We start from the raw sequence: 26,683 nt of genomic DNA, 5'->3' as shown, positions 1-26,683 counted from the left end.
ATTACTTAATGAATCTCCGGTTCCGGAACCGCCACTCCCGCTTCCAAATAATCAAAGTCACAACCTTGGTCAGCCTGCAGAACGTGCGCTGAGTACATTTTTCCAAAGCCCCGTTCGTAGCGTGGTTCAGGTTTCACCCAAGCGGCCCGGCGGCGTTCGAGTTCTTCGTCGCTGATGTCCAAGTGGATGCGCCGGATTTCCGCATCTGTTTCGATAAAGTCACCAGTTTGAACAAACGCAAACGGCCCGCCAATAAATGATTCGGGTGCGACGTGAAGCACGCACGCGCCGTAGCTGGTGCCGCTCATTCTAGCGTCTGAAAGCCGCAGCATGTCGCGCACGCCTTCCTTTAGAAGCTTCTTTGGGATTGGCAACATGCCCCATTCGGGCATACCAGGTCCGCCGAGAGGCCCTGCGTTCTGCAATACTAGAACCGTATCCACGGTGACGTCCAAGTCCTCATTATCGATCTCGGCCGCCATGTGGTTATAGTCCTTAAATACCAACGCCGGTCCGCGGTGCTTTAAGAACCTCGGGTCGGCGGCGGCGGGTTTCATGACGCATCCGCCGGGTGCGATATTGCCGTACAGAACCGCCGTCGCGCCTTCCGCATAAACCGGATTGTCTACGGTTTGAATGACGTCTGGCTTATGGACCTTGGCTCGAGCGATATTTTCGCCAATGGTTTTACCCGTGACCGTTATCGCGTCTGCGTCCAAAAGTCCTTTTAATTCGGTCATGAAGGCGGCCAAACCACCCGCATAAAAGAAGTCTTCCATCAAATATGTGCCGGACGGTTTGACGTTAGCGATCACCGGGGTCTTTCGCGAAATTTCATCGAACCTGTTGAGGTCCAAATCAACTCCTGCGCGCTTAGCCATGGCAATCAAATGAATGATGGCATTGGTCGACCCCCCCATCGCCATGTGCACAGTCACCGCATTATCGACTGATGCCCGGGTCACAATGTCACTTGGCTTTTGATCTTCCCACACCATATCGACAATGCGCCGACCCGAGTCGCCACACATACGGGGGTGGTTTGAATCTGGTGCCGGAATGGAACTGGCCCCCGGCAAGGTCATGCCCATGGCCTCGGCAATAGCGGTCATGGTTGAGGCTGTGCCCATGACCTGACAGTGGCCATGAGACCGGGCAATGCCGCTTTCAATTTCGTCCCAGTCTTGTTCGGTAATATTACCGGCGCGGAGTTCGTCCCAATATTTCCAGGTGTCCGTGCCCATGCCGAGGGGCTTTCCCGCCCAATTTCCGCTCAGCATTGGTCCCGCAGGCACGTAGATTGCCGGGATGTCCATACTGAATGCCCCCATCAAAAGCCCTGGTGTCGTCTTATCACACCCGCCCAGCAATACCGCGCCATCAACTGGATGAGAGCGCAACAATTCTTCCGTCTCCATTGCCAAGAAATTCCGATACAGCATGGTGGTCGGTTTGACGAAGGGCTCGGCCAAGCTCATCGCCGGCAATTCCAACGGAAATCCGCCTGCCTGCAACACGCCCCGTTTCACATCTTCGGCCCGGTCGCGCAGATGCGTATGGCAGGGATTAAAGTCACTCCATGTGTTTACGACGGCAATTACCGGGCGACCAGCGAAGTCTTCCCGAGAATACCCGATTTGCTTCATTCGCGCCCGATGGGCAAATGAGCGTAAATCAGTAACGCCAAACCAGCGGTGGCTGCGCAACTCTTCCGGCTTTTTTATTTTCTTATTTTCCGTCATCACGTGACCTTTCCGTAGGCTATACCTTAAATAGGGGGTGCATCCTGTGCACCAATGTGTTGTATACTAGGGTTAGCAAGGCTGGGAAACCCCACCTAAGGTTGGACTATACAGAGGAATAATACAAAATATGAAGCCCGTCCGTTCTGTCGAGCGCGCAATTTCCATTTTATTTTTAGTGGCACAAAGCGACGCACCGTTAGGTCTTTCCGAAATTAGCCGGTCGATTGGTTTGGACAAGGCAACATCTCTCAGACTGCTTTCCACACTCGGCAATGCCAAGCTGGTGCAGCAGGACCCGATCACACGGCGGTATATCCCGGGCTCCAATATCTCCCGGCTTTACAGCACGTGGCGGAGTGACATCCGCAATTTGGCAAAGCCCTACATGGAAATCCTTATGCGCAAGACAGAGGAAACCGTGTGCTTGGTTTGCCCCCGTGGCTTGGAACGAGTCACGATTGAGGTGCTGCCATCTGGCCATGAACTGGCCGTCGTGCCGACCATTGGCAGCGCAGTTCCCATATATACAGGTGCAACGGGCCGAGTCTTCATGGCTCATCTGCAAGAAGTGGAATGCGCACGAATTATCAAGCAAACCAATCTGCACCCCCTAACATCGACAGCGGTATCGAATCCTGCGGTTTACATGAAGGAACTGGAACAAGTTCGCCAGGCAGGTTATGCCCAAACAACAGGCGAAGTGACCATTCATTCCTGTGCAATTGCCGCCCCTGTCTTTAATAGCGCTGGTGAAATTATCGCAGCCATTTCACTACGTGGACCTGAAACCCGCATAACCAATCAACGCGGTGCAGAACTGGCCCCGGCGGTTGTTCAAACGGCGCAAAGGATTAGCGAAGAACTGGGCTACGGCCAAAGCAAAACCGCTGCAGCCGGATAAGGTGTCCAACAAACCTGAGAACCAGGAACGTTTGCCCGTCACGTTGGTGACAGGCTTTCTTGGCAGCGGAAAAACAACGCTGCTAAATTTCCTGCTCAAACAACCCGAACTTTCTGACACTGCCGTCATCATCAATGAATTTGGCGACGTCGGTCTGGATCATCTGTTGGTTGAAACAGCCGATGAGAATATGGCGCTGCTGGCCAGCGGCTGTATCTGCTGCACCATTCAGGGCGACTTGGCGGGCACCCTTCAAGACCTTCTGAACAAGCGCGGCAAAAACGGCATGCCGCCGTTCCGCAAAGTCGTGATTGAAACCACAGGGCTCGCCGATCCGGTACCGATTCTCAAAACCCTTTTGACCCACCATATTATCTCGAACCACTTTGTCTTGGATGGGGTGGTGACGGTAGTTGATGCCGTCAATGGGGGCGATCAATTGGACACCCACTTGGAATCGGTCAAGCAAGCAGCAACCGCTGATCGCATTGTATTGGCGAAGGAAGACTTGGCGGAGCCAGCGAAACTGGCCGACCTTAAATCTCGATTGACGGAGATAAATCCGGGTGCAGATCAACTCACCGCGAATAACGGCGTTCTCAACCCCAATGACCTATTCGGCATCGGATTAGAATCCAGGGGCGCACGCGGCGATGATGTTGAAGACTGGCTGCGCCTAGATGCCTTTAAAGACCATCACCATCATAATCATAATCATGGCAGCGAAGACAGCGTCCACACCTTTGCCGTCTATATCGACAAACCGATCCACCCGATGGGTCTAAAACTTTGGGTGGATGCGATTTCGACATTTCTTGGGCCCGGATTGCTGCGCGTAAAAGGCATCCTCAACGTTAAGAGCGAACCCATCGTCGTCCACGCCGTCCAACAGGTTTTCCACGAACCCCAAGCCCTAACCGCTTGGCCCGACGGCGATCACCGATCCAAAATTGTCTTCATCACCCTAGGTTTGGATGAAACTGAAATTCGCGGATCCCTCAACGCCTTTCGCTACGACCCCGTCGTCGACAAACAACCAGGTGAAGCCATCCACCCCGAAAATTACGCCCAGTTCATGAACGCAATGTCGCACTTTAAGATTTGATCGAGCCGCCGCAGTCGAATCAAACCGGTCGTTGCGGCTTCATGTCGTCACGACTGATCCCGGCGACTTCCACAGGGGTCGTCATCGCATCGCGGCGGAAGGGCTCGCCCAGTTCTTGGTTCAAGATGACTTCAATGAAGGTTGTCGTTCCCGTCATTTGTTCCTTACACGCGGTCTGGAGCGCATCGGTCAGGTCCTGCATGGTCGTGACCTGAACACCTTTTGAGCCACAGGCTTCGGCGATTTTTGCGTATTCGACATCTAGGTCTAATTCCGTTCCGACAAAGTTATCCGCGTACCACAGGGTCGTATTCCGCTTTTCAGCACCCCATTGATAGTTGCGGAAGATGACCATGGTAATCGGCGGCCATGGGTCACGACCGCACGCCGTCATTTCATTCATGGAAATACCGAACGCCCCGTCACCGGCAAAGCCAACGACAGGTATATCAGGGCAGCCGATTTTTGCGCCAATGATCGCCGGGAAGCCATAACCGCACGGGCCAAACAACCCGGGAGACAAATATTTCCGTCCCTCATCAAATGTCGGATAGGCATTCCCAAGCGCACAGTTGTTACCAATGTCAGACGAGATGATTGCATCGCGCGGCAGGCCCGCTTGGACGGCGCGCCATGCCATACGCGGGCTCATCCGGTCAGCATGCTTGTTGCGTGCGCGTTCGTTCCAGGTCGTGCCCGGATCGTCGTCTTCGTGATCCATGGAGGCCAAAGTCTGCAACCATCTAGATTTCGTCGTGGCGACCAGGTCCTGGCGTTCGGAGCGCCCGGCATCGCCCGCACCATCAGAAAGCAGTGCGGTAATTTGCTCAGCAACTAACTTAGCGTCGCCTTGAATCGGTACCGTGACTTTTTTTGTCAGGCCGATCCGGTCTGAATTCATGTCCACTTGAATGATCGTCGCATCCTTGGGCCAATAGTCGATGCCATACCCCGGCAGGGTAGAGAAAGGATTAAGCCGCGTGCCCAACGCCAGCACGACATCGGCCTTAGAAATCATCTCCATCGCCGCCTTTGATCCGTTATACCCGAGCGGGCCCATGAACAACGGGTGCGAACCCGGAAAAGCGTCAGGGTGTTGATAGCCACAGCACACAGGGGCCGTCAGCCGTTCGGCCAACACCTTTGAAGCCTCAATGCCGCCCGAAAGCACAACACCTGAGCCATTTAGAATAACCGGGAACTTAGCTTCAGAGAGAAGCTTGGCCGCATCCGCAATAGCCTGCGCCCCCCCAGAAGGCCGTTCGAGACGCACGATGGGCGGCAGTTCAATATCAATAACCTGGGTCCAGAAATCACGCGGTACGTTGATCTGCGCCGGGGCAGAGCCACGCCACGCCTGTTCGATCACCCGGTTAAGGACCTCTGCCATGCGAGACGGATCGCGGACTTCTTCTTGGTAACACACCATCTCCTGGAAGATTTCCATTTGCGGGACTTCTTGGAAGCCACCTTGGCCCATGGTTTTATTGGCCGCCTGGGGTGTTACCAACAACAAAGGCGTATGGTTCCAATAGGCGGTCTTCACGGGCGTCACGAAGTTGGTAATGCCGGGGCCGTTCTGGGCAATCATCATGGACATCTCGCCAGTAGAGCGGGTATAGCCATCCGCCATCATGCCGGCATTGCATTCGTGGGCACAGTCCCAGAAATTAATCCCTGCCTTGGGGAAAAGGTCTGAAACCGGCATCATCGCAGATCCAATAATACCAAACGCATGTTCGATCCCATGCATCTGCAAAACCTTCACAAACGCTTCTTCCGTGGTCATCTTCGTCATTTCAATTTCCTTTTCAGTATTTAGTTCGGCAGGGCTCGTAGGGCCGTATACGAGCTGTTTTTTAGCAAGCCGCAGTTTACCGAGTAGGACGATGAATGCAAGGTAAGGGCGTTAAATATCGCGGTCCTCAAGCCCCGCCATGGAGCGCAGGACCTCGAAGAAGACCATCGTGTCTTTTTCCGATAATCCTTTTTCGCAAGCTGCCTGTAACAGCTGCGCCCAGGTGCCGATCATCAATGTGGGTGCTCCCACCTTTTGCCCCATTTCCAGCATCAGGCGAGCATCCTTGAGCGAGCTGCGAACAAACGAATCTGCCGTATAATTTCCCGACAACACCTTCGGCCCCTTGTCGTTCATGGTCTTGGAATAACTCGCGCCGTCTTTGAGGACTTCCAGCAGGTTGGTGGTTTCGAGCCCGGCCTTCTCCCCCATCACCAACCCTTCGGCAAGCGCCAACCTATTTCCCGACAGCACAAGATTGATCACCAGCTTGGTGCGGGACCCCGACCCCGCAGGCCCCATATAATAGGCGGCGCGGGCAATCGCCTCGAACACCGGCTTGCAGGCTTCAAAATCTTCCTCCCGCCCGCCAGCAATAACAATGGTATCCCGCTCATGTGCCATGGCACTGGTGCCGCTGATCGCTGAATCAAGATATCGGATGCCTTTGTCGGCGAGGTCTTTGAATGTCTGTTCGGATATTTCAGGACGGGCCGTCGTCGTGTCACAAACATAAAGCCCCTCCGCTGCCCCTTCGGCAATGCCGCCAGCCCCAAGCAACGCCTCACGGGCAATGTCGGCCGTCGGCAGCGAGGCGATCACACAGTCAACGCCCTTGGCCACATCAGCAGGCGTCGCAACCGCCTCGCCTCCCTGGTCACGCAATTGGTCCATGCGGTCAGAATCAGGGTCATACCCCTGCACGCTAAATTGCGCCCTCTGCAAATTAGCAATAAACGCCTGTCCCATCAGGCCCATACCAACGATGCCGACGCGTTTTGTCATGGGGGATGTTGACATAAGGCCTTCCTTTACTTAACTACGCCATTGGCGTAGTGTGGATTTATGGAGAAGCTGGTAACTGTTGTTGAAATACCGAACTTTTCATCCCGCGCCAAGGGGTTGCTGTCCCCAGCCCTGCGCGAAGAAATTGCGGTCCTTGTTGCAGAAGACCCGACTTACGGTGATCTCATGGTCGGTACAGGTGGATGTCGCAAGGGTCGGTTTGCTTTGGAAGGACGCGGAAAAAGCGGCAGTGTGCGGTTTGTCTATCTGTATTGCGGTGACGGTAAACCAATATTTTTGGTGGCCTTGTTTGCGAAAAATGAGAAGAGCAACCTAACGAAAAGCGAACGCAACAATCTGGCAAAGGTCGCCAAAGCCATCTGCAAAACGTATGGAGCACGAAAATGAGCAAAGCATTCAAAAACATCATGACCGGTCTGGAAGATGCCCTTGCCTATGCCGAAGGCGACAAATCCAAAGCGGTCGAACATAAAATTTTCGTTCCCGACGTTAAAGAAATCCGCCGGAAAACAGGACTATCCCAACCAAAATTCGCTGACATCTTCCACATCCCTGTCGGCACCCTCAGAAACTGGGAACAGGGCCGTCGGCACCCAGAAGGCCCGGCTGTGGCGCTTTTAAAAATTATTGATGCGGACCCGGAAACTGCGGTTCGGGCGTTGCATGGTTAGGCCCGAACTAGAAGTATATGAGTGCAACTGATCTATAAAAATTATTATTTATAATTTCACAATTTTATTAACAATAACAAAATTGTGCTAAACTGATTAGATCAGACAGAGAGCCCCTCAGCAAAAGTTAGAATAAAAATTTTCACGAAACGTGAGTTCTCATGGAAATAATAATCGAACTATCACTTTGGGTATTAGTGGAATTTCTATGGTATTTCATCATGTACAACACGGGCGCAATAGTTCTTAGAGTAATTTCGTTTGGAAAAATAAAGCATCCCCTATGGTTCTTTGGAGCCACAAAAAATATCAATAAATTTCATGTATCTATTCTCGTCGGACTTCTTTCCTACGTAGTAATAATTTTCGCTTTTGCTATAGCCAATTGGTTTTGATAGCCAAGAAATCGTAATTTGATTCTAAATTTTCATAGTTTTCACGTCCCTACTTCACCATCCCCAACAACTCCTTAAACGCGTCTGTCCCGGCTTTTTCCAGCCACTCAAACACAACCATTTCCGTCGTCACAATTCCGGCCCCGTGGGCACTCAAGCGATCTAGACAAGCCTTCTCGCTTTCGGGGGAGCGCGACGACGTGGCGTCGGTGACGACGAAGATTTCGTAGCCTTGTTCCATCAGGTCGACGCCGGTTTGCATGACGCAGATATGGGCTTCCATGCCGACGATGATGGCTTGCTTGCGGTCCAGGTCTTTGAACTTGGCCGCGAAGGTGGGTTCGTTCATGCAGGAGAAATGTGTTTTCTCGAGAACAGGGGCACCAGGCACAATGTCTTGGAGTTCGGGCACGATAGAGCCCAGGCCCTTGGGGTATTGTTCGGTCATAAGGACCGGCACGTCCAGGCGAGCGGCTGCCTTCATCAAGATACCCGCGTTTTTGATCACCCGAGCCGGAGCCTGCATGGCGGGGACGAGGCGTTCTTGGATGTCGATGACGATCAGGCAGGAATTTTGTGCCTTGATCAGCATGGAGTTAGTTTCCCCAACGCCAGCGATCCGTGCGAGTCTTTTCTCGCTGGGTTGCCGTCCAGCAGGCATAGAAAATCAGGGCAAATACACAAGCGGTAAAAGCCAATGACGCCGAAGCGGTTGCACCTAAGGAATAGACCATCAGCGTCAGCGCCAACATGAACGGCGATACCTGTAGGATTAGCGCCAAAACCACGACAAGCAGCCAGAGGCCGTATTCGAAAAACCGCATCAGGATGGGTATATTTCGCATCATACGAAATTCTACGCCTAATAAATTAACGGACGCAACGAGTGATTGCGTCCGTTAAAATTTTTTAAGTCACACGGATAACAGAAAACCGACTTATGCGGCTTCGAATTTATCCCGCGTGACCTTCGTCATATCCGAGCCTTCGATGCGGATCAGACGGGTTGAGTCTTCCCGCCTGGGCGAATGCACATCACCGATGTTGTAGAGGATTGCATCCCCCGGCGTCATTTCGTACGTCTTCACCGGCTCGACAATTCCGGGCTCACCGTCCGCAGGCTTTTTGGTAACGTTCCATTCGGTCATTTCGGTGGTGCCTTTGGCTTGGCCGTAGATCGCCCAAGACGGGCCATGATCATGCGGGCCGCTCGCCTTCGCGCCATTATAGACGTGGGCGATGATGCAGAAGCCAAAGTCTGGGTCTTCGAACAGAATATTGCGTTCTGAATCCGCGTGCGAACCTAAATGGGTTTCAATAAAGTTCGGGTCGGCGAGCGCCTTTTCCAGGTGCTGGCGTACCCGCTCACGACCATCAGGATTGTTTGCAGCCGCAATGGCGTCATGACAGTCGGCGGAAAGTTCATCAATTGTGTAACCCATGGTAAATTCCTCTCAGTTTTCCAAGACTTCTTTGTTAACCACGACCGCGGGGTCAAGATTCCCCGCAAACGCAGCCAAGACATTGTGCGCACATGCGCTCGACATTCGTTGGGCGCATTCTTCGGTAAACGCGCCACAATGAGGTGATGCTAGAAAATTATCTAACTCGAAAAGCGGATTGTCCACCCCTGGGGGTTCAGGCTCAAACACATCCAGGGCAGCCCCCCGAAGATGCCCGCTTTTAAGGGCTTCATATAAAGCCGCCTCATCAACCATACCGCCCCTCGATACGTTGACCAAATAGGCTCCTTCTTTCATTGCGGCCATTTCCGGCGCAGCTATGAAATTTTCCGTCTCAGGCGTTTTAGGGATGTGGATGGAAACCCAATCGACTTCCGGCAACGCCGCCTTGAAATCGCCAGTGAAGCGGTACCCTGCGGCTTCCACGTCAGCCGCCTGCACGAACGGATCGGCGATCAACACATCCATGCCGAACGCCTTACAGCGCTGCGCCACTTCCTGTCCAATGCGCCCGAAGCCAGCGAGCAAGATCGTCTTTCCGCTGAGTTCAGTGGCAGAGAATGAATCGCTAATGCCAAAGTTTCCCGTCCGGGTCGCTTTATCATAGGGCAGAAATTTCTTTGCCACGGTCAGCATCATCGCCAAGGTATGCTCTGCCACGGCGAGGGCATTTACGTTGCCGACTAGGGCTAAAGGAATGCCCTTCGCGGTTAGAGCTGGCACATCTATTCTTTCATAGCCGACGCCATGGCGGGCGACGATTTTCAGGTTGGGGGCGGCGGCTACCACGTCCTCTGTGATCGCCGTCATGCGAACAATGATCGCGTCTGCGTCTGGCACATGCTCCATCAAATCCGGCGCGTGCTGCGGCAATTCGATATATTCAACATCAGATGCGGCCCGGAGAATTTCCAGGCCGGCATCGACAATTTTTCCGAGGACGAGGACTTTTTTCAAGGTCTACTGATCATCCAGTTTAACCCAGGAGCCCATTTCCATCTGAACAACGTTCAGATTTTGGCCGGGGCGGCGGTCGACCATTTTCTCACCATCCTTAAACACCATGGCGATTTTCTTTTTGTCCTGAAGAACTTTGATGTTCCGGCTCGGGTCACCATCGACAACGACGATGTCGGCGATCTTCCCTTTTTCAAGAGTCCCAAGATCGTCTTCAAGGCCGAGACCAATCGCGGCGTTCTTGGTCGCTGTCTGAATGGCGTGCATGGGTTTCATACCGAGATCGACATAGACTTCCAATTCAAACGCCATCTGGCCCATTTCCGGCTCATACCCCATGTCGGTGCCCATCGCGATCAACGCGCCGGCTTCGTAATATTTCTGGAAGGATTCATAACAGAATGGCTGAATTTCCTTCATCTTATTCAAGATGAACCGAGGCGTGCCCATGTCGCGCCGGATGTCGATGGCGTGGTCTGTGCGGTGCGCCAGGGTCGGCGTGATGGGAATTTTTTTCTCAGCAATTTCAGCAATCATTTCATCTGTGTGAAACACGATGTGTTCCAGAGTGTCCGCACCCGCATCAATGGCGGCACGCTGAGCTTCTGGCGTAAAGGCATGAACGGCGCATTTTTTGTGGTTCATGTGCGCTTCGTCAGCAATCGCAAACAGTTCTTCCGGCGTGTGATTACGCACACCTGGCTCTTCTTTGTCCGTTCCGCCACCACCAGACGCACAGGTCTTGATGACGTCTGCGCCTTGCAACAGGTTAGTACGGGCCAATTTGCGAAGTTCATCTGGCCCGTCAGCGGTAACGAAACCCATACGCTGTGCGGCACGGGGGTTAATCAAATCCAAGTGCGAGCCTGTACCAACTGTAAACGCGCCGATGACCAGCCTAGGCCCACGGAAAATCCCGACATCAATCGCATCCCGAACAGCGCACATTTCGTTTGTCACCAACCCGCGCGAGGTCAGGAAACCCATGTCGCGCAACGTTGTGAAACCCATATCGAGGCAGAGTTGACCATGAAACAATGCATAAAGCTGCTGAAGTTCAGGTGTTACTTCCCACTGCGCGACACGGTAATTCTTAAATGTCAGGCAGTTGAACATGCAAAGGTGCAGGTGATTGTCCATCATCCCCGGCATCAGGGTATGCTTACGAGCATCGACGATTTCAGCGTTCTTCGGGATTTTGACGTCCTTGGCCGTGCCTATGGCCTGAATACGGTCACCTTTGATAACGATGACAGGGTCCTTAACCACACGTCCGCCGTTTCCGTCAATCAGCCGTCCGCCCTTGATCGCTGTTACTTTATTCGTCGGTCTTGCCATGGATAAATTCCCAAATAATTATTGTCGTTGCACGGTTTGAAACTGAGGTTCAAAAACTAAACGTCAGCCCCAGACGGGTCAATGTGAAAACGTTCTAATATTAAGATTTAAGCAACTGGCAATTGTGACTCGTGTAATTCCAGCTGTTCATAGAAATTCTTTAGATAAAGCTCAGATGATGAATCGTGGCACTGGGTTTCAGCCGCACCAAAATCTGTTTTAGGCCGCGTTTGGAGGTCAAAATTCCCATACGTGTCTTCCCCACGTACCAAGGACACGGGCATGCGAACCGAACCAATATTCCGGGTTCGGGTCGGAATATAGCTCAAGGCAATGCCAATGCGCGGTTCATCAGATCGGTTCGCACCCGATTGATGAACGCAGCAGGTATGATGCAAAGAAAACTGTCCGGGCTTTAGAACACCAAGTTCGGTTTGGGTCTGATCGAACCATTCAACGATAACTTGGCCTGCGGTGTTGACGCTGCCTTCGACCATTTTGCTTTTCTGATTCAACTGGCCGCGAATATGACTGCCCTTAGCGAATTCCATTGGCCCACTTTCCATGCTCACATCGGATAGTGCGACCCATGCGGTAACATGATCATGGGGCCGAAGTCCGAAATAGGCTGAGTCTTGATGCCATGCCGCAAACCCTTCTGAATTTGCCTCTTTAATGAAGAACCGACTGGTATAGAGAGCAAGATCCGGGCCCAACAAGCTTTCAACCGTATCCAAGATTGCCGGATGCCGCACGAGTTCATCCATCCATCCGCACAATAGGTGCATGTTGTGGCGGTATTTTCCCTCCAAGCTCATAAGCGGACCACCAAGGTGATCTTCCATCTCCGCCAATCCTTGGCGATATGCAGCAACTTCCTCAGGACTCAAGGCGTCACAGGGATATGAATATCCGTTCGATCGATAGCTGTTAATTTGTTCTTCGCTCAAGCTTGACATAAAACGCTCCGAATTACCGCTGCAGCAATTTAATAAAAATTTTATACACCCTGCAACATTGAAGTTGAGGCAAGTTACCGCAATAGTACGAACCAAATCACATGACTGGAGTACGAAGACCGTGAACAAGCCCCTAAATGCCTTTATGTCGGATATGGAAATGTTTCTGCCCGGTGCCGCAGACGGACCGCTGGACGAAGTGACGTTTGCCGCCAAGGATATCATTGATATAGAAAACGAGATCACCGGCTGCGGCAATCCGGACTGGGCGCGGACCCACGAGCCTGCGGTGAAAATGGCACCAATCCTCGATGCACTGATTGAGGCTGGCGCCTATCTTAAAGGCAAAACCATTACCGACGAGCTGGCCTTCAGCATGGCCGGGGAAAACATTCATTACGGCACGCCGGTCAACGTCAATGCGCCCGGGCGCATTCCGGGCGGCTCGTCGGCGGGCTCAGCATCTGCTGTTGCCGGTGAAGCTGTGGACTTTGCCTTAGGTTCTGACACCGGTGGATCAATCCGCGTGCCCGCCAGCCATTGCGGCATTTTCGGCATTCGCCCGAGCCACGGACGAGTTGAAATCGGCAATGTCATGCCGCTGGCCCAGTCCTACGACACGATTGGTTGGTTTACACGAGATGCAGACCTGTTGCGCCGGGTCGGCCAAATTCTATTGGATCCTTATGGTGCAGAAAAATCTGTGTCCAAAGTTCTGATTGCCGACGACGCCTTTGAAATGGCGGATGATGCCGCGCGGGGAGCGCTTTTGGAGCAAGCTGAAAAAATTGCGGGAATTGTCGGGGCCTCTGAGAACGTGCGCCTAACAAAAGATGGACTCCCGTCAATCGTTATGCCGTTCCGCTATATTCAATCTCGGGAAGCGTGGATCAACCATGGTGAATGGATTTTGGAAACCAAACCGAATTTAGGCCCGGGTGTCAAAGAACGCTTTGAATTCTCACGCGATGTTACAGAGGAACAAGCAGAGGAAGCCCGCGCCTTCCGCAAAGAATTCGCAAGTGGTCTTATCGATCTCATCGGCGATAACGTGGTCGTATTGCCGGCGGCCCCAGGCATCGCGCCCTTGCTGAACAGCACACCGGAAACCGTCGACAGCTTCCGCAGCAGAGCCCTAGCACTCACGGCACCAGCTGGCCTGGCTGGCCTGCCGCAAATAAGCCTGCCGCTTTGCACGGTAGACAATTGCCCTGTCGGAATTTCCATCATGGGTGGTCCGGGTAGCGATGAAACGCTGCTCGCCTTGGCGTGTAAAATTACAGGGGCTTAATAGAAACCCACTACTGGGCTATAACCGCCGCTCGTTACTTCGCCCCAATACCCACATTTTTCCCGGCATACCGCCGAAGCCGTAGATCGGCTTGTTCCTTGTGGCCATCGAAACGTTCAATCTCGCATAGCCTGGAACAATAGTCGCCGATCACGGCACTGCCCTCAGGTGTGCATTGTTGATAAGTCACGGTTTTCAAAAATTTACCAACCCAAAGCCCGCCAGTGTAGTTGGCGGCTCCCTTCGTGGGCAGGGTGTGATTTGTCCCGATGACCTTGTCACCATAGGCAACATTGGTCTCCGGCCCGATAAACATGCCCCCATAGTTGGTCATGTTATCAAGGAAATAGCGGGGGTTTGCCGTTAAAATTTCAATATGTTCGGCGGCAACTTTGTCAGCTTCTACGACCGCTTCATCGATACTATCAACAAGAATAATTTGCCCGTAGTCGCGCCATGCGGCACCCGCCACCTCCGCTGTTGGCAAGATCTTAAGCTGACGCTCAATCTCGTCCGGAATTTGGTTGGCCAGTTTTTCCGATGTGGTGATCAGAATTCCTGGCGACGTCGGCCCGTGTTCGGACTGCCCCAAGATATCAACGACGACCATTTCAGCGTCCGCCGTTTCATCGGCAACCACAAGAACTTCTGTCGGTCCCGCAAGAAGATCAATGCCCACTTCACCATACAATTGGCGTTTAGCCTCCGCGACATAAGAATTGCCAGGTCCAACCACCATATCAACAGAATCAACCGTGGCCGTTCCAAGCGCCATCATTGCGACAGCTTGAACGCCTCCTAAAAGGTAAATTTCATCGGCCCCGGCAAAGTGCATCGCGGCGATGGTGGCGGGATGCGCCCCGCCATCAGTCGGCGGTGTACAAGCGATCACTTCTTTGACCCCGGCGACCTTAGCCGTCAGGACACTCATGTGGGCAGAGGCAACCATCGGATAGCGCCCGCCCGGCACGTAACAACCGACTCGGTTAACCGGAATGTGCTTATGGCCGAGGATGACGCCCGGCATTGTTTCAACTTCAACGTCTTGCATTGAGTCGCGCTGAATTTGAGCAAAATTTCTAATTTGTGTCTGAGCAAATTTGATGTCGTCGATTGTTTGACTTGGCAGTTCGGCAATCGCACGGTCAATCTCTTCTGCCGACATCTTGAAACTTTCCGGGCTCCACTTGTCGAACTTTTCCGACAAATCACGAACCGCGTCATCACCGCGCGCCTTCACATCATCAATAATTCCTTCGACGATCTGGCGCACTTGGCGTTCGGCTTCGTCTGTCGGACGGGTGCCCTGACCTTGTTTCAAAAATCTTGCCATGTCTAAAAATCCTTATTTATTTGGAACAAAGCTTTATAAGCCGCATTGTCGGCCAGTCAACGGCGGCCTTCGGCCAATTTTATCGAATCTGGGTGCCGACGCAGCCGTGCCATCGCCAAAACCCCAAAAATTGGACCAATGGCAAGCCCGGCAAAGGCATAGGTCCATCCCAAATTCTCCACCAATATTGGCATCAAATGGATCGTAATCAGAGTCAGTAGGAACCCCGCACTCGCCTGAATTGTCAACATGGTGCCGACCAGGGTCGGCTCGGACAATTCTGCAATGCTGGCGGAGAACTGCGCCGAATCCCCAATGATGGTGATCCCCCAGACGAAACATAAGGCGACCAGTAGGTAAGGAGAGGCGCCAAATAGAAAACCGACGACCAGGGCACAGGTGCCGCTCGCCATCATCATCCCCATGGTGACAATCGTACGACCGTATTTGTCGGCAAGAACGCCACCCAAAATACAGCCAATCACGCCACCAACACCCATGGTCAAAAATGTCGCAGCCCGGGCACCAAACGCCGGATCAAATCCTGCTGAATTGATCCTGAAACTGGCATCCAAAAACACCCCCAGCCACGCCCACATGGCATAGAGTTCCCACATATGACCCAAGTATCCAAAGTTGGCGAGCCTGAGCGATGGCGTTCGATAGGCCTTCAATAAAAAGTGAGATTCAAATTTAGGTGATTTACCCAGAGGTTTCCCGAGCCCAACAAAATTGATCAACAAAGCGGCACTCAGCGCTACAACAGACGAAACCAGAATAGCAAATCGCCAATCAACGCCACCGAAGGCATTAAACAAGTGTGGTGATGCAGAGCCTAATGTAACTGCCCCCACCAAAATCGCTGTTAGCAAACCAAGGTCTCCTTTGGCCCAGCTTGCCGCCATTTTCATACCCACAGGATAAACGCCTGCCATGCAGGCTCCGGTGACAAACCGAAGCAGCACAACACTAAAAGAAGTGGGAGGTGTTATCAGGATCAAGGCATTGGCTGCCGCGGCGACTAACGCACACGTCATGAAAAAGTGTCGCGGTTCGAAACGGTCCGCCATGCCGAATATGGCACTGGTCAATGTTCCAGCAACAAAACCCGCCTGTACGGCACTGGTGAACAATGAGACCTGAGTATCACTTAGGGAAAATTCAGCGACCAGCGACGGGACGACGGCGGTTGTGGAAAACCACAACGCCATCACCGCCACTTCGCAGAAGGCGAGCAGCGCAAGCGAGCCCACCTTCGATTTCATTGGACTTACCCTACTTTACGGCCATGGGATTAATTGGCGATCCCACAGCTTTAGTTACCGGCAACGGTGGTGCTGTGAACAAGAATTCGTAAACCTTGTCTTCATCACAATCGTCGGCCAGTTCCTTGAGATTAAATATCTCACCCATGGTAATGCCAATCATCGGGATCACCACCCAATGCCACGGCTGCTGTGCGTCATTTGTCTGATTTGGACGAACCTCACAGCCCCAGGTATCGGTGCAGATCGCGGCGATCTCTTTTTCAAAAATCCATTCCGCGGTCTCAAACGCCAGTCCCGGTGCATTGCCGCCCGCATAGGCACCCCAGTCTTCATCACGAAGCCGTTGCTCCATCTGGCCCGTACGCACAATAACGAAATCACCTTGCTTAATTTCAACACCTTGTGCTTCAGCCGTGGCGTCGAGGTCCGCATTCATGATCGCGGTGCCATCTTCAAAGGAGTCCACGCCACAATGCCGGGCAACATCAAGCAACACGCCGCGGCCGAACATTTTATGCTTAACCTTTTCAATGCCGTTCTTCTGCGCGCCGTCTGAATCTACCAAACGTGCATCGTAACCATTCCACATGTAGTCGTCATAAAAGATGTGACCCAACGCATCCCACTGGGTGCCACATTGTAACGGCAATGACACCATATCGTCGGCATAGCGGATACCGTTTGCGTCTTGATTACCCGCCACAGCATCCGTGCCGGTCGCCAGCATGGTGTGAATTGGGTTAAATCGGTTGCCCCAAAGCCCCGCCTGAGGACCAAACCTATCGAAATTGAGCCCAAGAGAGATCGTCTTACCCTTCTTGACCAAACCTGCCGCTGCCTTGACTTGATCTGGTCCGATGAAATTCAACGTTCCCATTTCATCATCAGGGCCCCAGCGCCCCCAGTTCTTACACTTTTCTGCTGTTGCCCGCAGATGGGCCATATCGAACATATTTTCATCGTGTTTTTGTGGCATGTGAGTTTCCTCCCCGGTATTACATAAAAATTCAGAGCCGCATCATAATTCAAGGTTTCCTGATATTGAAGCGACGGGTGGATAAAAGTAGGGTGTTCACAACATTTTTCAAGGCACACCTTTTTTCGGGATGAAACAAATTATGAGCGACGATAAAAAATACCTTCTAAGAACCCCCTCCTTTAGATTGGATGGAAAAGTCGCTGTTGTCACCGGCTCTGGGCGCGGGATCGGCAAGGGCTGCGCCATGGGTCTGGCCCAAGCGGGTGCACACACGGTCTGTGTCAGCCGCACCCAAAGCGACCTGGACGAAACCAAGGCAGAGATTGAAGAACTTGGCGGATCGGCTGAAACCCTGATCTGCGATGTCACCTCAACCGAACAAATTCGAGAAAAAATTGGCGGTCTGGAGCGGATTGATGTTCTGGTCAACAACGCCGGCACCAACATTCCGCAGCCGTTCCTGGAAATCCCTGAGGAAAACGTCGATAAGGTGATCGCTGTTAATACCAAGGCCGTGTTCATGGCGGCCCAAGTCGTCGCCCAAAAGATGGTGGATCAGGGCGAAGGCGGCTCGATTATCAATATGTCGTCACAAATGGGCCATGTCGGCGGCCCCATACGTACGGTCTATTGCATGACCAAACACGGCGTCGAGGGCCTGACAAAGGCGATGGCCTGTGATTTGGCAGACTATAACATTCGCGTCAACACGATTGCGCCGACGTTTGTTAATACACCTATGGCCCTACAATTCTTTAAAAACGAGGCCTTCAAACAATCGGTCATGGATCAAATCCTGCTTGATCGGATCGCAGATATCGAAGACATCATGGGCGCGTGCGTCTATTTAGCGAGCCCTGCGTCCGCTATGGTGACGGGCACCAGCCTTGTCGTAGATGGGGGTTGGACGGCTAAATAATCGAGCTTCCCTTCAGGGTTATGGATTAGATCCTGCTTAGCGTGTTAAAATCATTTCAACTATCTTTGTATTTGTAAGAGGAATTTATGGCGGCAATTTTCTTTCGATGTTTTGCCACATTGGTTCTGGCCTTGCTGGTCGTCGTTGCTGCTCAGGATGTGCAGGCAAACGACCCGACGACTGAAGGCCTGTCCAGTTCAACGCGTCAATTATTTAAAGCTATTAATGAAAACGACCTGGAAGCGGCTCGTACTGCGGTCAGTCAGGGTGCCAATGTCGGTGCTGAAAATTCCCTGGGCGTACGGCCCGTCGATCTGGCCGTTGATTTGGGACATTTTGACGTAGCGCATTTTCTTTTGGCCATCCATCAGACCCCTGCGCCAAAGCAGGAGGAAATACCCCTGCCGCCCCCCGTGACACCCCCTGTGGCACCGTTGCCGGCTCTAACTCCGCCAAACCAAATTGCGCCGCCAATTGTTTCGGGCCCACAATTTTCTGCTCCGGTTTTCAAACCTGTGCCGCAGCCAGCGATCGCTCCACCTGTTATCAGTGCGCCAGCTATTAGGCCACCTGTCATCAGTGCACCGCAATTACCAACCCAGCCTCGCATTGCCGCACCTAGGTTTTCTCCGCCCGCAATCAAGGCCCCTACCTTACCCATAGCACCAAAACCATCAGCACCGGCTCTGAGCCCACCATCGACCCAGGCCATACCAGCACCACCAAAAATTCCACAAGTGCCCGCACCGGCTCCCGTCGAAAGCACCGCTATAAAAGCACCGCCCGAACCACCGCCACTTACAACTGATGACGGCACACTTGTCCGAACACCTGATCCGTTGCCGGCTCCCAGTCCGACTTCGCCTGTCACCACCACAACCAAAGCCGCAAAAGGCATTGTGACGGCTCCCGCCGTTCCAAAACCTAGCGGTGGTTTTATCTCCAATGTGTGGGATTCTATGACCGGATGGGTGCCGTTTACAGGAGATAAAGACGCACCAAAAGCCTCCCCAGAAGATCCCCAAACGAAACAAGCACAACCGAGCCGTCCGACCCAAGTAACGCCTGCGCCGTTGCCAAAAAAGGTCCCCGAACCGGTATCTAAGGCGGTGAAGGAAGCGCCTGCTAAAACAGCGAAGGAAACTACACCTAAAGCCGTAAAGGAACCGTCTGCAAAGCCAGAAAAAGGATTTTTCTCAAGCGCGTGGGATTCCATGACTGGGTGGGTCCCCTTCACAGATGACAAAAAGGACGGCACAAAAAAAGGTTTGCCGAAGGACCCACGCTTACCCTTATCATCAGATCGATCTTCGGAAGCTCCTGCTGAGGAAGAAGTCGCAACAAATCGGAGCACGACTTCCGATGAACCCCAGCATAAAACAAACGATCACAACATAAATGATGAAGTAGAAATCCGCGCCCGTGCCTTTGCCAAAGCCCGCAAGCAAAAAGATGCAGAACAAAAGGTACGACAAGAGAAAGCGGCAGCAGCAGCAAAACAACGCGCCGAAGCAGAATTAGCGCCCCCCGCTAAAACAGAATCCAAACCAACGCCGGAACCAAAAATTGATCCCGTAGCTGAGCAAGAACAAGCGGCGGCTGAATTCAAACAAAAGGTCGAACAACGCAGGCAAGTTGCTGCTCGGCAAAAAAACCGGATACCCCTAGATTCTAAATCGACTTCAGAGCCCACTCCCGAGCCAAAACAAATACCTGAGGGTTCTTCCCCAAAAGAGCCTAAGAAAAATTTTAAGAAAGAAACATCTGAAGAGGCCGAGTCGATAACGCCCCCCTCTGAGCAGTCCGAAACCAAGCAAAGCGTCTTCGCAAAAATTGGTCACTACTTCAAACGCAGATGGAATAAGAATCTTAAAGACCGACCTAAAACGGAAACGGCTAAGGTTAATCCAACGGTGAAAGTTGAAACTCCAGAGGTTCAACCTCCCGAGAAAAAACCTCCTGAAGAAAATCCTTCGGAGAACCAAACTTCGGTGAACGAATTTCCGGAGAATGGATCTCCAGAAAATAGTGCTTCCTATGCGAACTTGCCCCTTCCAGAACCGCCCCCGCCTATTCAAGCCATTTCGATTTCCCAAAACGTTAATCTTGTCGTAGGTACGGCAAATAATTTAGGCCAAGAATTAAACATTGAATTAGTCGAGGATAATAAATGCGTTGAAAAAACCGAACAAAATATATTGTTTTGCCTGGAACGTGTCGTATGGCCGGACCCTATTAGAAAAACTCTCAAAAGTCCCCTCTCCCTTATGGGCGACGACATGGCCATGATCCGTTATGACGGTGGAAAAGCGAGCCAAATTCATATAAATTTTCCCACAGATACATTTGATAAACTTATTAATTACTTTGAAAAAAAATACGGCCCGCCGACCGAATATCCTAAAATTTTGATGCATCGGATTGGTGCCCCTGCGGAAAATAATCCGACCGTTCGATGGCGTGTTGCCAATCCTGCCATGGGCAGGGACGTTATTCTGGAAGTCCGTAAAACAGATGATCTGCGGTCGATCCTGCCTGCCGACGGTGCCGGGGTAATTCGGCTCTATTCATCCGGTGATCAGATGATATTTCGTTATGTCTCGACTGCTGATATCATGCTAATGCGCATGAAGTATTCAACGACCCGTCGTAAAAAACGCCCTCGAAAGGCGCGCTGAAAGAAGGATTGAAAAGTGAAACCGTCCCCCTTTAATTACTACCGCGCGGATTCTGTCAGCAACGCCCTTGCGTTACTGGAAGAACACGGCGACGACGCCCAGATTCTTGCTGGCGGTCAAAGCCTGATGGCAATGATGAACTTGCGTCTTCTGGCCCCCGAAGCCCTGATCGATATCAATTCGATTGAGGAACTCTCTGGCATTAGCCAAGAAGACGGCAGCATTCGAATCGGTGCGTTAACCCGACATGCGGAAGTAGAAAATTCGGAAATCGTCGCCCAGCATCTGCCCTTGCTCAAGATGGCAATTGGCCATGTCGGTCATGCCGCCATTCGCAATCGGGGAACCCTGGGCGGCAGCATCTCCTTGGCGGACCCTGCGGCTGAAATGCCTGCCTGCGCGGTTGCACTAGATGCTGAATTTGAAGTTCAAGGCCCCGGCGGCATCCGGCGTATCGCTGCCGACAATTTTTTTCATGGCCTCTTCGAAACCGAACGTCAGGCGGATGAGCTTTTAACAGCCGTGCATTTTCCGCTCCCCGCATCTGAGTCCCGTTCTGCATTTAATGAATTAGCCCGCCGACATGGGGATTACGCTTTGGTTGGCGTGGCAATCCATGGCCCTGTCACTGGCGGAACCCTTGGTGCCCTCCGCATCGTTTATTTCGGTGTCGGCGACAAGGCGATTTTAGCGACCAACGCAGCCCAAGCGCTGGAGGGCCAAAGTCTCACAGATGAGACGCTCACTCGTGCACAAGAAGCCTTGAATGGCGATCTTGATCCCTCGTCGGACTTGCATGGAAGCGCCGAATTCAAAAGCCATTTAGCGCGGGTTATTTTAGGCCGCGCTCTTAACCAATTAACGGAATAGTCTTATGGATCAACTGATTGATATCTCTCTAACGGTCAACGGCGAGCAGGTTTCAGCGCGTGTGTCGGCGCGAACCAATCTGGTCGACTTTCTGCGGGGTGAACTTGACCTAACCGGCAGTCACGTCGGCTGTGAACATGGTGTCTGCGGCGCCTGCACCATCCGCGTTGACGGCGTTATCGTACGGGGCTGTCTAATGCTGGCGGTCCAGGCCGAAGGTGCTGATGTGGTAACCATCGAGGGCCTCCATGACTCTGGTGAAATCAGCGACTTGCAAGACGCCTTTTTGCAGAGGAATGCCCTGCAATGCGGATTTTGTACGCCGGGAATGCTGCTGGCATCTGCTGAATACTTAAAGACCGATGGTACCCCTGACCGCGAAGGAATTCGCGAATTCCTGTCTGGAAATTATTGCCGCTGCACCGGCTACGAAGCGATTGTCGATGCAGTCGAAAAAATTGCTCGCGCGCGCGCCGATAATTGCGGGGGATCCAAATAATGGCTGATCCTTCCCCCGTCTCCTTCTTTGACCGACCCAATAGCTATGTTGGACGCTCCCCCACCCGGCCTAATGCAAAACGCCATCTAGCAGGTCGCGGGAACTTTGTGGACGATATCAAGCTGCCCCGGATGCTACACGCGGCGATGGTTCGTAGCCCTTATGCTCATGCCGAAATTCTGAGCATCGATGTTTCTGAAGCCAAGGCCTTGCCCGGTGTCGTTTCGATCATTACCGGCGATGATTTGGAGGGTGTCTGCAAACCCGTTGTTGGCGTGCTTGTTCATCTTGAAGGTCTGAGATCGCCCCCGCAAATGCCGTTGGCTCATGGCCGCGCCAGGTGGCAGGGCGAGCCGGTTGTCGCCATCGCTGCCACCAGCCGGGCCATTGCCGAAGACGCTGCCGCCTTGGTCGTGATCGATTGGAAGGAACTCCCCGCCGTCACCGATATGGAGACAGCATTAGATGCCGATACCCCTGTCATTCATGCGGACCTGGGCGATAACCACGCTTGGCACCGGGAAGTCATATCGGGCGACGTGGACAAGGCATTTGCTGATGCCGTCCACGTGGTGGAAGAAACCTTTCAATTTGGCCGCCATACAGGCGTAACGGTGGAACCGAGGGCTATCCTTGCTGATTATGACCCGATCGACGAACGCATGACGGTCCACCATTCTGGCCAGGGGCCGCATTTCTTCCAGGCCGTGTGGGCGAATATTCTGGATATTCCGGAAACTTCTATCCGTGTCATCAGCCCAGACGTTGGCGGTTCATTCGGCATCAAAATCCATACCTATGGAGACGAGGTCGCGACCCTGATGTTGAGCAAATTTCTCGGCCGACCCGTGAAATTTATCGCCGATCGATTAGAGAGTTTTTCAGCCGATATCCACGCCCGCGACCATCGGGTTAAGGCGAAAGTAGGGCTGGATGCCGATGGCCGGATCGTTGCCTTTGAAATCGACGACCTGACCGGTATCGGGCCTTATTCCATGTATCCCCGTTCCAGCGCCATCGAACTCAACCAAGTTCTGAACCTCACCGGCGGGCAGTATCTAATCCCTAACTACAAGGCCGTCGGCGACGTGGTCTTTCAGAACAAAAACATGATGTGCCAGTACCGCGCCGTCGGCCATCCAATTGCGACAGCTGTTGGCGAAGCAATGGCAGATTTGGCGGCAGAGAAGGCGGGGCTGACCCCGGTTGAGTTCCGTCGCTTGAACCTGCTCCCTGATGACGGCTATCCGACCAAAATTCCGTCAGGGCTGCCGCTGGAAAAATTGTCTCATCAGGAGTGCCTTGAGAAGCTGCTGAAGATGATGGACTACGACACCAAGCGCGACGAGCAAGAAAAGCTTCGGAGTGAAGGCGTCTACCGGGGCATCGGCCTCGCCAGCTTTATTGAAGTCACCAACCCCAGTCCTATGTTCTACGGCATCGGCGGTGCCAAAGTTTCGGCCATGGATGGCTGCACCCTTCGGATTGAACCGACTGGCAAAGTCACCTGCACCATCGGTGTCACAGAACAAGGCCAAGGCACCGAAACAATCATTGCCCAAGTGGTGGCGACGGCTGTCGGTGTGCCGATGGAAGACGTGCGCGTGCTGACAGGTGATACCGATACGTCCGCCTATGGGGGCGGCACCTGGGCTTCTCGCGGGGCTGGCATCGGCGGCGAGGCGGCCCTACAAGCGGGTAAGGCGCTAAAGGAGAATGTCCTCACAGTTGCAGCCTCTGTCCTGCAATCTGACGCTGATGCGCTCGATATGATCAACGGTATTGTCGTTGATAAAGAAAGTGAAACCGAACGCATGGGGCTTGAAGAACTGGCCACCATGGTCCAATTTCGCACCCATGAAATTCCCAATGATGTTAATCCCGAATTCGTCGTCACCCGCCATTTCCGAGTAACTGAATTTCCGTTCGTGCTGACCAATGGCATTCAAGGTGCCTATGTGGAAGTCGATACCGACACTGGATTTATCAAGCTACTGAAACATTTCGTGGTCGAAGATTGTGGCCGGGTTATCAACCCACAACTGGTTGACGAACAAGTCCGCGGCGGCGTGGTTCAGGGCATCGGTGGTGTGCTTTTTGAGCACTGTCAGTACTCAGAAGATGGACAGTTGTTAAACGCAACAATGGCCGACTATCTGGTCCCCATGGCGGTTGAAATGCCGGACATCGTCGTCGGCCATGTGGAATCTCCGACCGGCACATCCGAACTGGGGGCCAAGGGCGTCGGTGAAGCCGGTACCGGCGGTGCCCCGGCGGCAATCCTAAACGCTGTAAACGATGCCCTCTCCCCTCTAAATGCGAGGGTCACGGATCAACCGATTACGCCGGAGATGGTGTTGCGGGCTTTGGGGAAAGTTTAAAAATCTCATGACGAAAGAAACTCTCGGTTTTATTGGCGTTGGGATGATTGGCACGCCGATGGCGGGGCGGTTGATGGATGCGGGCTATGGGTTGGTGGTTTATGACATTGACCCTAGTCGGACGAAACCATTCCAAGACCGAGGTGCAACGGTTGCCGACAATCCCGCCCACGTTGCTGATCTTGTAGAGACGGTACTGGTCAGCCTGCCCATGCCCGCCATCGTTAAGGATGTCGCGCTTGGTGATAAAGGCCTTCACCAAGGCAAAATAATAAAAACCTACGTAGATCTTTCGACCACCGGCCCGGTCGTCGCAATCGAAGTTGCTGAAGGTCTAGAGACGCACAACATAACCTGCATCGATTGCCCCGTCAGCGGCGGCATGAAGGGTGCGAACGAGGGATCGTTGTCGCTGATGGTCTCTGGTCAAAAAGAAACCGCTGATAGGCTGCAGCCAATTCTGGACGTATTAGGGTCGTACTTTTTCCTAGGCGAAGCGCAGGGGCTTGGGCAAACCATGAAATGTTCAAATAACTACGTGTCAGCGACGATCGCCATGGCATTGGCGGAGGTACTGACCGTCGGCAAGCTAACAGGTCTCGACCCTGCACAAATGCTTGATGTGATGAATGCGGGTGCGGCCCGCTCTTGGGCCTCGGAAATTAAGTTTCCCAAACTCATTAAGGAAGGATCGTCGGCCAATATGGCGACCAAGTTGCTGCTGAAGGATGTATCACTTTACATGGACCAAGCCGAAGCGCTTGGCATGCCTGCGCTAGCGGGCAGTGTCGTTAAAAACTATTTTACCATTGGCGTGCTTAAGGGACTGGGCGACGAGCCTTCTACAACGATGATTAAGGTAATGGAAGAGTGGGCTGGAATTCGGGTTAGGGAAAAAGATGGCTAAGACCGCAACATCTCTTCGACGGCATCCGGTGACATCGAATCATCGCTGCTAAGCAAATGACCAAAAGGATCACCTGGAACAACGGTCGCCGCCTTGGATCGCCTTTCCGAACCCTTATAGGAGGTCCTTCTATCACGCCGCCGCGTCGGACCGAAATATGCATTCATACCCGTGGTTTTCACGAATGGCCGTGGGTGTTCAATAATTGATTTCACACGTCCATACAGCTTAGTTGCAGATACCGGTTTGGCTAAAAATTCTGTCACTCCTGAATCCCGCGCATCGACAACGCGCATCATCTCCGTATAACCGGTCAACATTATGATTGGGATGAAGGGATTAGAACTGTCGCTGGCCGTGCGCACCATGCGGGTAAAGTCGATCCCGTCCAGGGGGTCCATAGCCCAATCACAGATGATTATATCGGCTGGAAAGTGCCTGAGTTCCTTAAAGGCATCAGCCCCGTCGGAGGCCTCCAAAACATTACGCACCCCCAACGCGTTCAAAATACTCTTGATCAGCGCGCGCATATGCTTGTTATCGTCAATAATAAGAATATTTAATCGCTCAAGATTATAATCCGTCATTTAAACCCGCTTCTTAGCTTAATTCACAAAAAACAATGAAGCCCCTAATAATAACTTACCTAACGCAATTACATCATAATGCGACTATTATCTATTTGAAAACGCAAAAAAACGGGGGCTGCATAAATGCACCCCCCGTCCTTCTTAACTCGAATTGTAATTTTGGGTATATCAGGCTGCTATTCGTTGTTCGATAACCTGATTTTTTACAAACTTTTGAATTTTAGCGAAGGCGCGCATTTCTATTTGGCGAACCCGTTCGCGAGAAATGCCGTGAATTTTAGCCAATTCCTCTAACTTCGACCTTTTATCCTTTAGTCGGCGTTCAGTCAGAATTGCTTGCTCGCGCTGGTCCAGAGAGGTCATCGCATGCTTCAAGAGGTCCCGGCGCTGTTCCATCTCTTCTTCTGCGCCTAAAAGTTCTTCCTGGTCTGAACCCTGATCTTCCAAACGGTCCTGCCATTCTGTGTCATGTCCGTCGTCATATAAATTGGAACAATCACCGGCCTGATCTAAAGGAGGATCTGGCTCATCTGGTTCAAGATATTAAGCGGCGTATTTGCGGTATTGCAAGCGCCGGTGTTCCATTGTTTTCAGTTTGATCCTTTCCCGC

General features: G+C 52.6%; 24 protein-coding genes and 1 pseudogene. 11 read left to right on the top strand and 14 right to left on the bottom strand.

Annotated elements, in window-relative coordinates:
• Window positions 1-5: 5 nt before the first annotated feature.
• A complete protein-coding gene (locus tag HOM51_10345) occupies window positions 6-1,742 on the bottom strand; it encodes a dihydroxy-acid dehydratase (GenBank protein MBT5034906.1) in 1,737 nt (578 codons plus the stop codon).
• A gap of 130 nt (window positions 1,743-1,872) precedes the next feature.
• On the opposite strand from HOM51_10345, the gene HOM51_10340 reads away from it, so the two are divergent.
• Window positions 1,873-2,646 carry an IclR family transcriptional regulator gene (locus HOM51_10340; protein ID MBT5034905.1) on the top strand — a complete coding sequence of 258 codons (774 nt, stop codon included), beginning with the start codon at window positions 1,873-1,875 and terminating at the stop codon, window positions 2,644-2,646.
• Between the two features lies 1 nt (window position 2,647).
• Window positions 2,648-3,751: a GTP-binding protein gene (locus HOM51_10335; GenBank protein ID MBT5034904.1), complete on the top strand. Its 1,104-nt coding sequence runs from the start codon at window positions 2,648-2,650 to the stop codon at window positions 3,749-3,751.
• A gap of 19 nt (window positions 3,752-3,770) precedes the next feature.
• On the opposite strand, the gene xsc is transcribed toward HOM51_10335, so the two are convergent.
• Both xsc and HOM51_10325 read right to left on the bottom strand, forming a co-directional pair.
• On the bottom strand, window positions 3,771-5,549 hold the full coding sequence (xsc, locus tag HOM51_10330; protein ID MBT5034903.1) for a sulfoacetaldehyde acetyltransferase: 1,779 nt from the start codon (window positions 5,547-5,549) through the stop codon (window positions 3,771-3,773).
• Window positions 5,550-5,660: 111 nt separating this feature from the next.
• Window positions 5,661-6,569 (bottom strand): NAD(P)-dependent oxidoreductase, encoded by a 909-nt coding sequence (locus HOM51_10325; GenBank protein MBT5034902.1) that lies wholly within the window; start codon window positions 6,567-6,569, stop codon window positions 5,661-5,663.
• Window positions 6,570-6,614: 45 nt separating this feature from the next.
• On the opposite strand from HOM51_10325, the gene HOM51_10320 reads away from it, so the two are divergent.
• Both HOM51_10320 and HOM51_10315 read left to right on the top strand, forming a co-directional pair.
• Window positions 6,615-6,962, top strand: a complete 348-nt coding sequence (locus tag HOM51_10320) for a type II toxin-antitoxin system RelE/ParE family toxin (GenBank protein ID MBT5034901.1) — start codon at window positions 6,615-6,617, stop codon at window positions 6,960-6,962.
• The gene (locus HOM51_10315; GenBank protein ID MBT5034900.1) at window positions 6,959-7,246 is read left to right on the top strand and encodes a helix-turn-helix domain-containing protein; all 288 of its coding nucleotides are present in this window, start codon (window positions 6,959-6,961) and stop codon (window positions 7,244-7,246) included. Before HOM51_10320 ends, HOM51_10315 begins: the two co-directional genes overlap by 4 nt.
• 444 nt (window positions 7,247-7,690) lie before the next feature.
• Here HOM51_10315 and HOM51_10310 read toward each other — a convergent pair whose 3' ends face one another.
• From HOM51_10310 to HOM51_10285, 6 genes are all read right to left on the bottom strand, one after another.
• On the bottom strand, window positions 7,691-8,233 hold the full coding sequence (locus HOM51_10310; protein MBT5034899.1) for a hydrolase: 543 nt from the start codon (window positions 8,231-8,233) through the stop codon (window positions 7,691-7,693).
• A gap of 4 nt (window positions 8,234-8,237) precedes the next feature.
• Window positions 8,238-8,489: a hypothetical protein gene (locus HOM51_10305; GenBank protein ID MBT5034898.1), complete on the bottom strand. Its 252-nt coding sequence runs from the start codon at window positions 8,487-8,489 to the stop codon at window positions 8,238-8,240.
• Between the two features lie 90 nt (window positions 8,490-8,579).
• A complete protein-coding gene (locus HOM51_10300) occupies window positions 8,580-9,083 on the bottom strand; it encodes a hypothetical protein (protein ID MBT5034897.1) in 504 nt (167 codons plus the stop codon).
• Window positions 9,084-9,095: 12 nt separating this feature from the next.
• Window positions 9,096-10,061: a hydroxyacid dehydrogenase gene (locus HOM51_10295; protein ID MBT5034896.1), complete on the bottom strand. Its 966-nt coding sequence runs from the start codon at window positions 10,059-10,061 to the stop codon at window positions 9,096-9,098.
• Window positions 10,062-10,064: 3 nt separating this feature from the next.
• The gene (locus HOM51_10290) at window positions 10,065-11,399 is read right to left on the bottom strand and encodes an amidohydrolase family protein (protein MBT5034895.1); all 1,335 of its coding nucleotides are present in this window, start codon (window positions 11,397-11,399) and stop codon (window positions 10,065-10,067) included.
• Between the two features lie 107 nt (window positions 11,400-11,506).
• Entirely contained in the window at window positions 11,507-12,358 is an 852-nt protein-coding gene (locus HOM51_10285) for a phytanoyl-CoA dioxygenase family protein (GenBank protein MBT5034894.1), read from the bottom strand.
• 145 nt (window positions 12,359-12,503) lie between these two features.
• Here HOM51_10285 and HOM51_10280 point away from each other — a divergent pair, with 145 nt between their 5' ends.
• Window positions 12,504-13,649, top strand: coding sequence for an amidase (locus tag HOM51_10280; GenBank protein MBT5034893.1), 1,146 nt, complete (start codon window positions 12,504-12,506; stop codon window positions 13,647-13,649).
• 34 nt (window positions 13,650-13,683) lie between these two features.
• Here HOM51_10280 and hisD read toward each other — a convergent pair whose 3' ends face one another.
• Genes hisD through HOM51_10265 form a run of 3 tightly spaced genes read right to left on the bottom strand, consistent with a single transcriptional unit; the run spans window position 13,684 to window position 17,226 of the window.
• Window positions 13,684-14,982 (bottom strand): histidinol dehydrogenase, encoded by a 1,299-nt coding sequence (gene hisD, locus HOM51_10275; GenBank protein MBT5034892.1) that lies wholly within the window; start codon window positions 14,980-14,982, stop codon window positions 13,684-13,686.
• 56 nt (window positions 14,983-15,038) lie between these two features.
• Window positions 15,039-16,247, bottom strand: a complete 1,209-nt coding sequence (locus tag HOM51_10270) for an MFS transporter (protein ID MBT5034891.1) — start codon at window positions 16,245-16,247, stop codon at window positions 15,039-15,041.
• A 10-nt stretch (window positions 16,248-16,257) separates the two neighbouring features.
• Window positions 16,258-17,226 carry a cyclase family protein gene (locus tag HOM51_10265; protein ID MBT5034890.1) on the bottom strand — a complete coding sequence of 323 codons (969 nt, stop codon included), beginning with the start codon at window positions 17,224-17,226 and terminating at the stop codon, window positions 16,258-16,260.
• A 142-nt stretch (window positions 17,227-17,368) separates the two neighbouring features.
• Here HOM51_10265 and HOM51_10260 point away from each other — a divergent pair, with 142 nt between their 5' ends.
• The 6 genes from HOM51_10260 to HOM51_10235 all read left to right on the top strand — a co-directional run bounded on the left by HOM51_10260 (window position 17,369) and on the right by HOM51_10235 (window position 25,483).
• On the top strand, window positions 17,369-18,148 hold the full coding sequence (locus HOM51_10260; protein MBT5034889.1) for an SDR family oxidoreductase: 780 nt from the start codon (window positions 17,369-17,371) through the stop codon (window positions 18,146-18,148).
• An 86-nt stretch (window positions 18,149-18,234) separates the two neighbouring features.
• A complete protein-coding gene (locus tag HOM51_10255; GenBank protein MBT5034888.1) occupies window positions 18,235-20,826 on the top strand; it encodes a hypothetical protein in 2,592 nt (863 codons plus the stop codon).
• A gap of 15 nt (window positions 20,827-20,841) precedes the next feature.
• Entirely contained in the window at window positions 20,842-21,696 is an 855-nt protein-coding gene (locus HOM51_10250; protein MBT5034887.1) for a xanthine dehydrogenase family protein subunit M, read from the top strand.
• Window positions 21,697-21,709: 13 nt separating this feature from the next.
• Window positions 21,710-22,195, top strand: coding sequence for a (2Fe-2S)-binding protein (locus tag HOM51_10245; protein ID MBT5034886.1), 486 nt, complete (start codon window positions 21,710-21,712; stop codon window positions 22,193-22,195).
• On the top strand, window positions 22,195-24,576 hold the full coding sequence (locus HOM51_10240) for a xanthine dehydrogenase family protein molybdopterin-binding subunit (protein ID MBT5034885.1): 2,382 nt from the start codon (window positions 22,195-22,197) through the stop codon (window positions 24,574-24,576). Before HOM51_10245 ends, HOM51_10240 begins: the two co-directional genes overlap by 1 nt.
• Before the next feature lie 7 nt (window positions 24,577-24,583).
• Window positions 24,584-25,483 (top strand): NAD(P)-dependent oxidoreductase, encoded by a 900-nt coding sequence (locus tag HOM51_10235; protein MBT5034884.1) that lies wholly within the window; start codon window positions 24,584-24,586, stop codon window positions 25,481-25,483.
• Here the strand turns inward: HOM51_10235 and HOM51_10230 are convergent.
• Together HOM51_10230 and HOM51_10225 are read right to left on the bottom strand one after the other, a co-directional pair.
• A complete protein-coding gene (locus tag HOM51_10230) occupies window positions 25,480-26,070 on the bottom strand; it encodes a response regulator (protein MBT5034883.1) in 591 nt (196 codons plus the stop codon). The two genes, HOM51_10235 and HOM51_10230, sit on opposite strands and share 4 nt — an antisense overlap.
• Before the next feature lie 171 nt (window positions 26,071-26,241).
• Window positions 26,242-26,535: pseudogene (locus tag HOM51_10225) on the bottom strand (RNA polymerase factor sigma-32).
• Window positions 26,536-26,683: the final 148 nt, after the last annotated feature.

This window comes from Rhodospirillaceae bacterium (assembly GCA_018660465.1).
Lineage (GTDB): Bacteria > Pseudomonadota > Alphaproteobacteria > Rhodospirillales > JABJKH01 > JABJKH01.
Note: the sequence above shows the minus strand (reverse complement) of the source record. Positions and strands in the feature narration are given on the sequence as shown.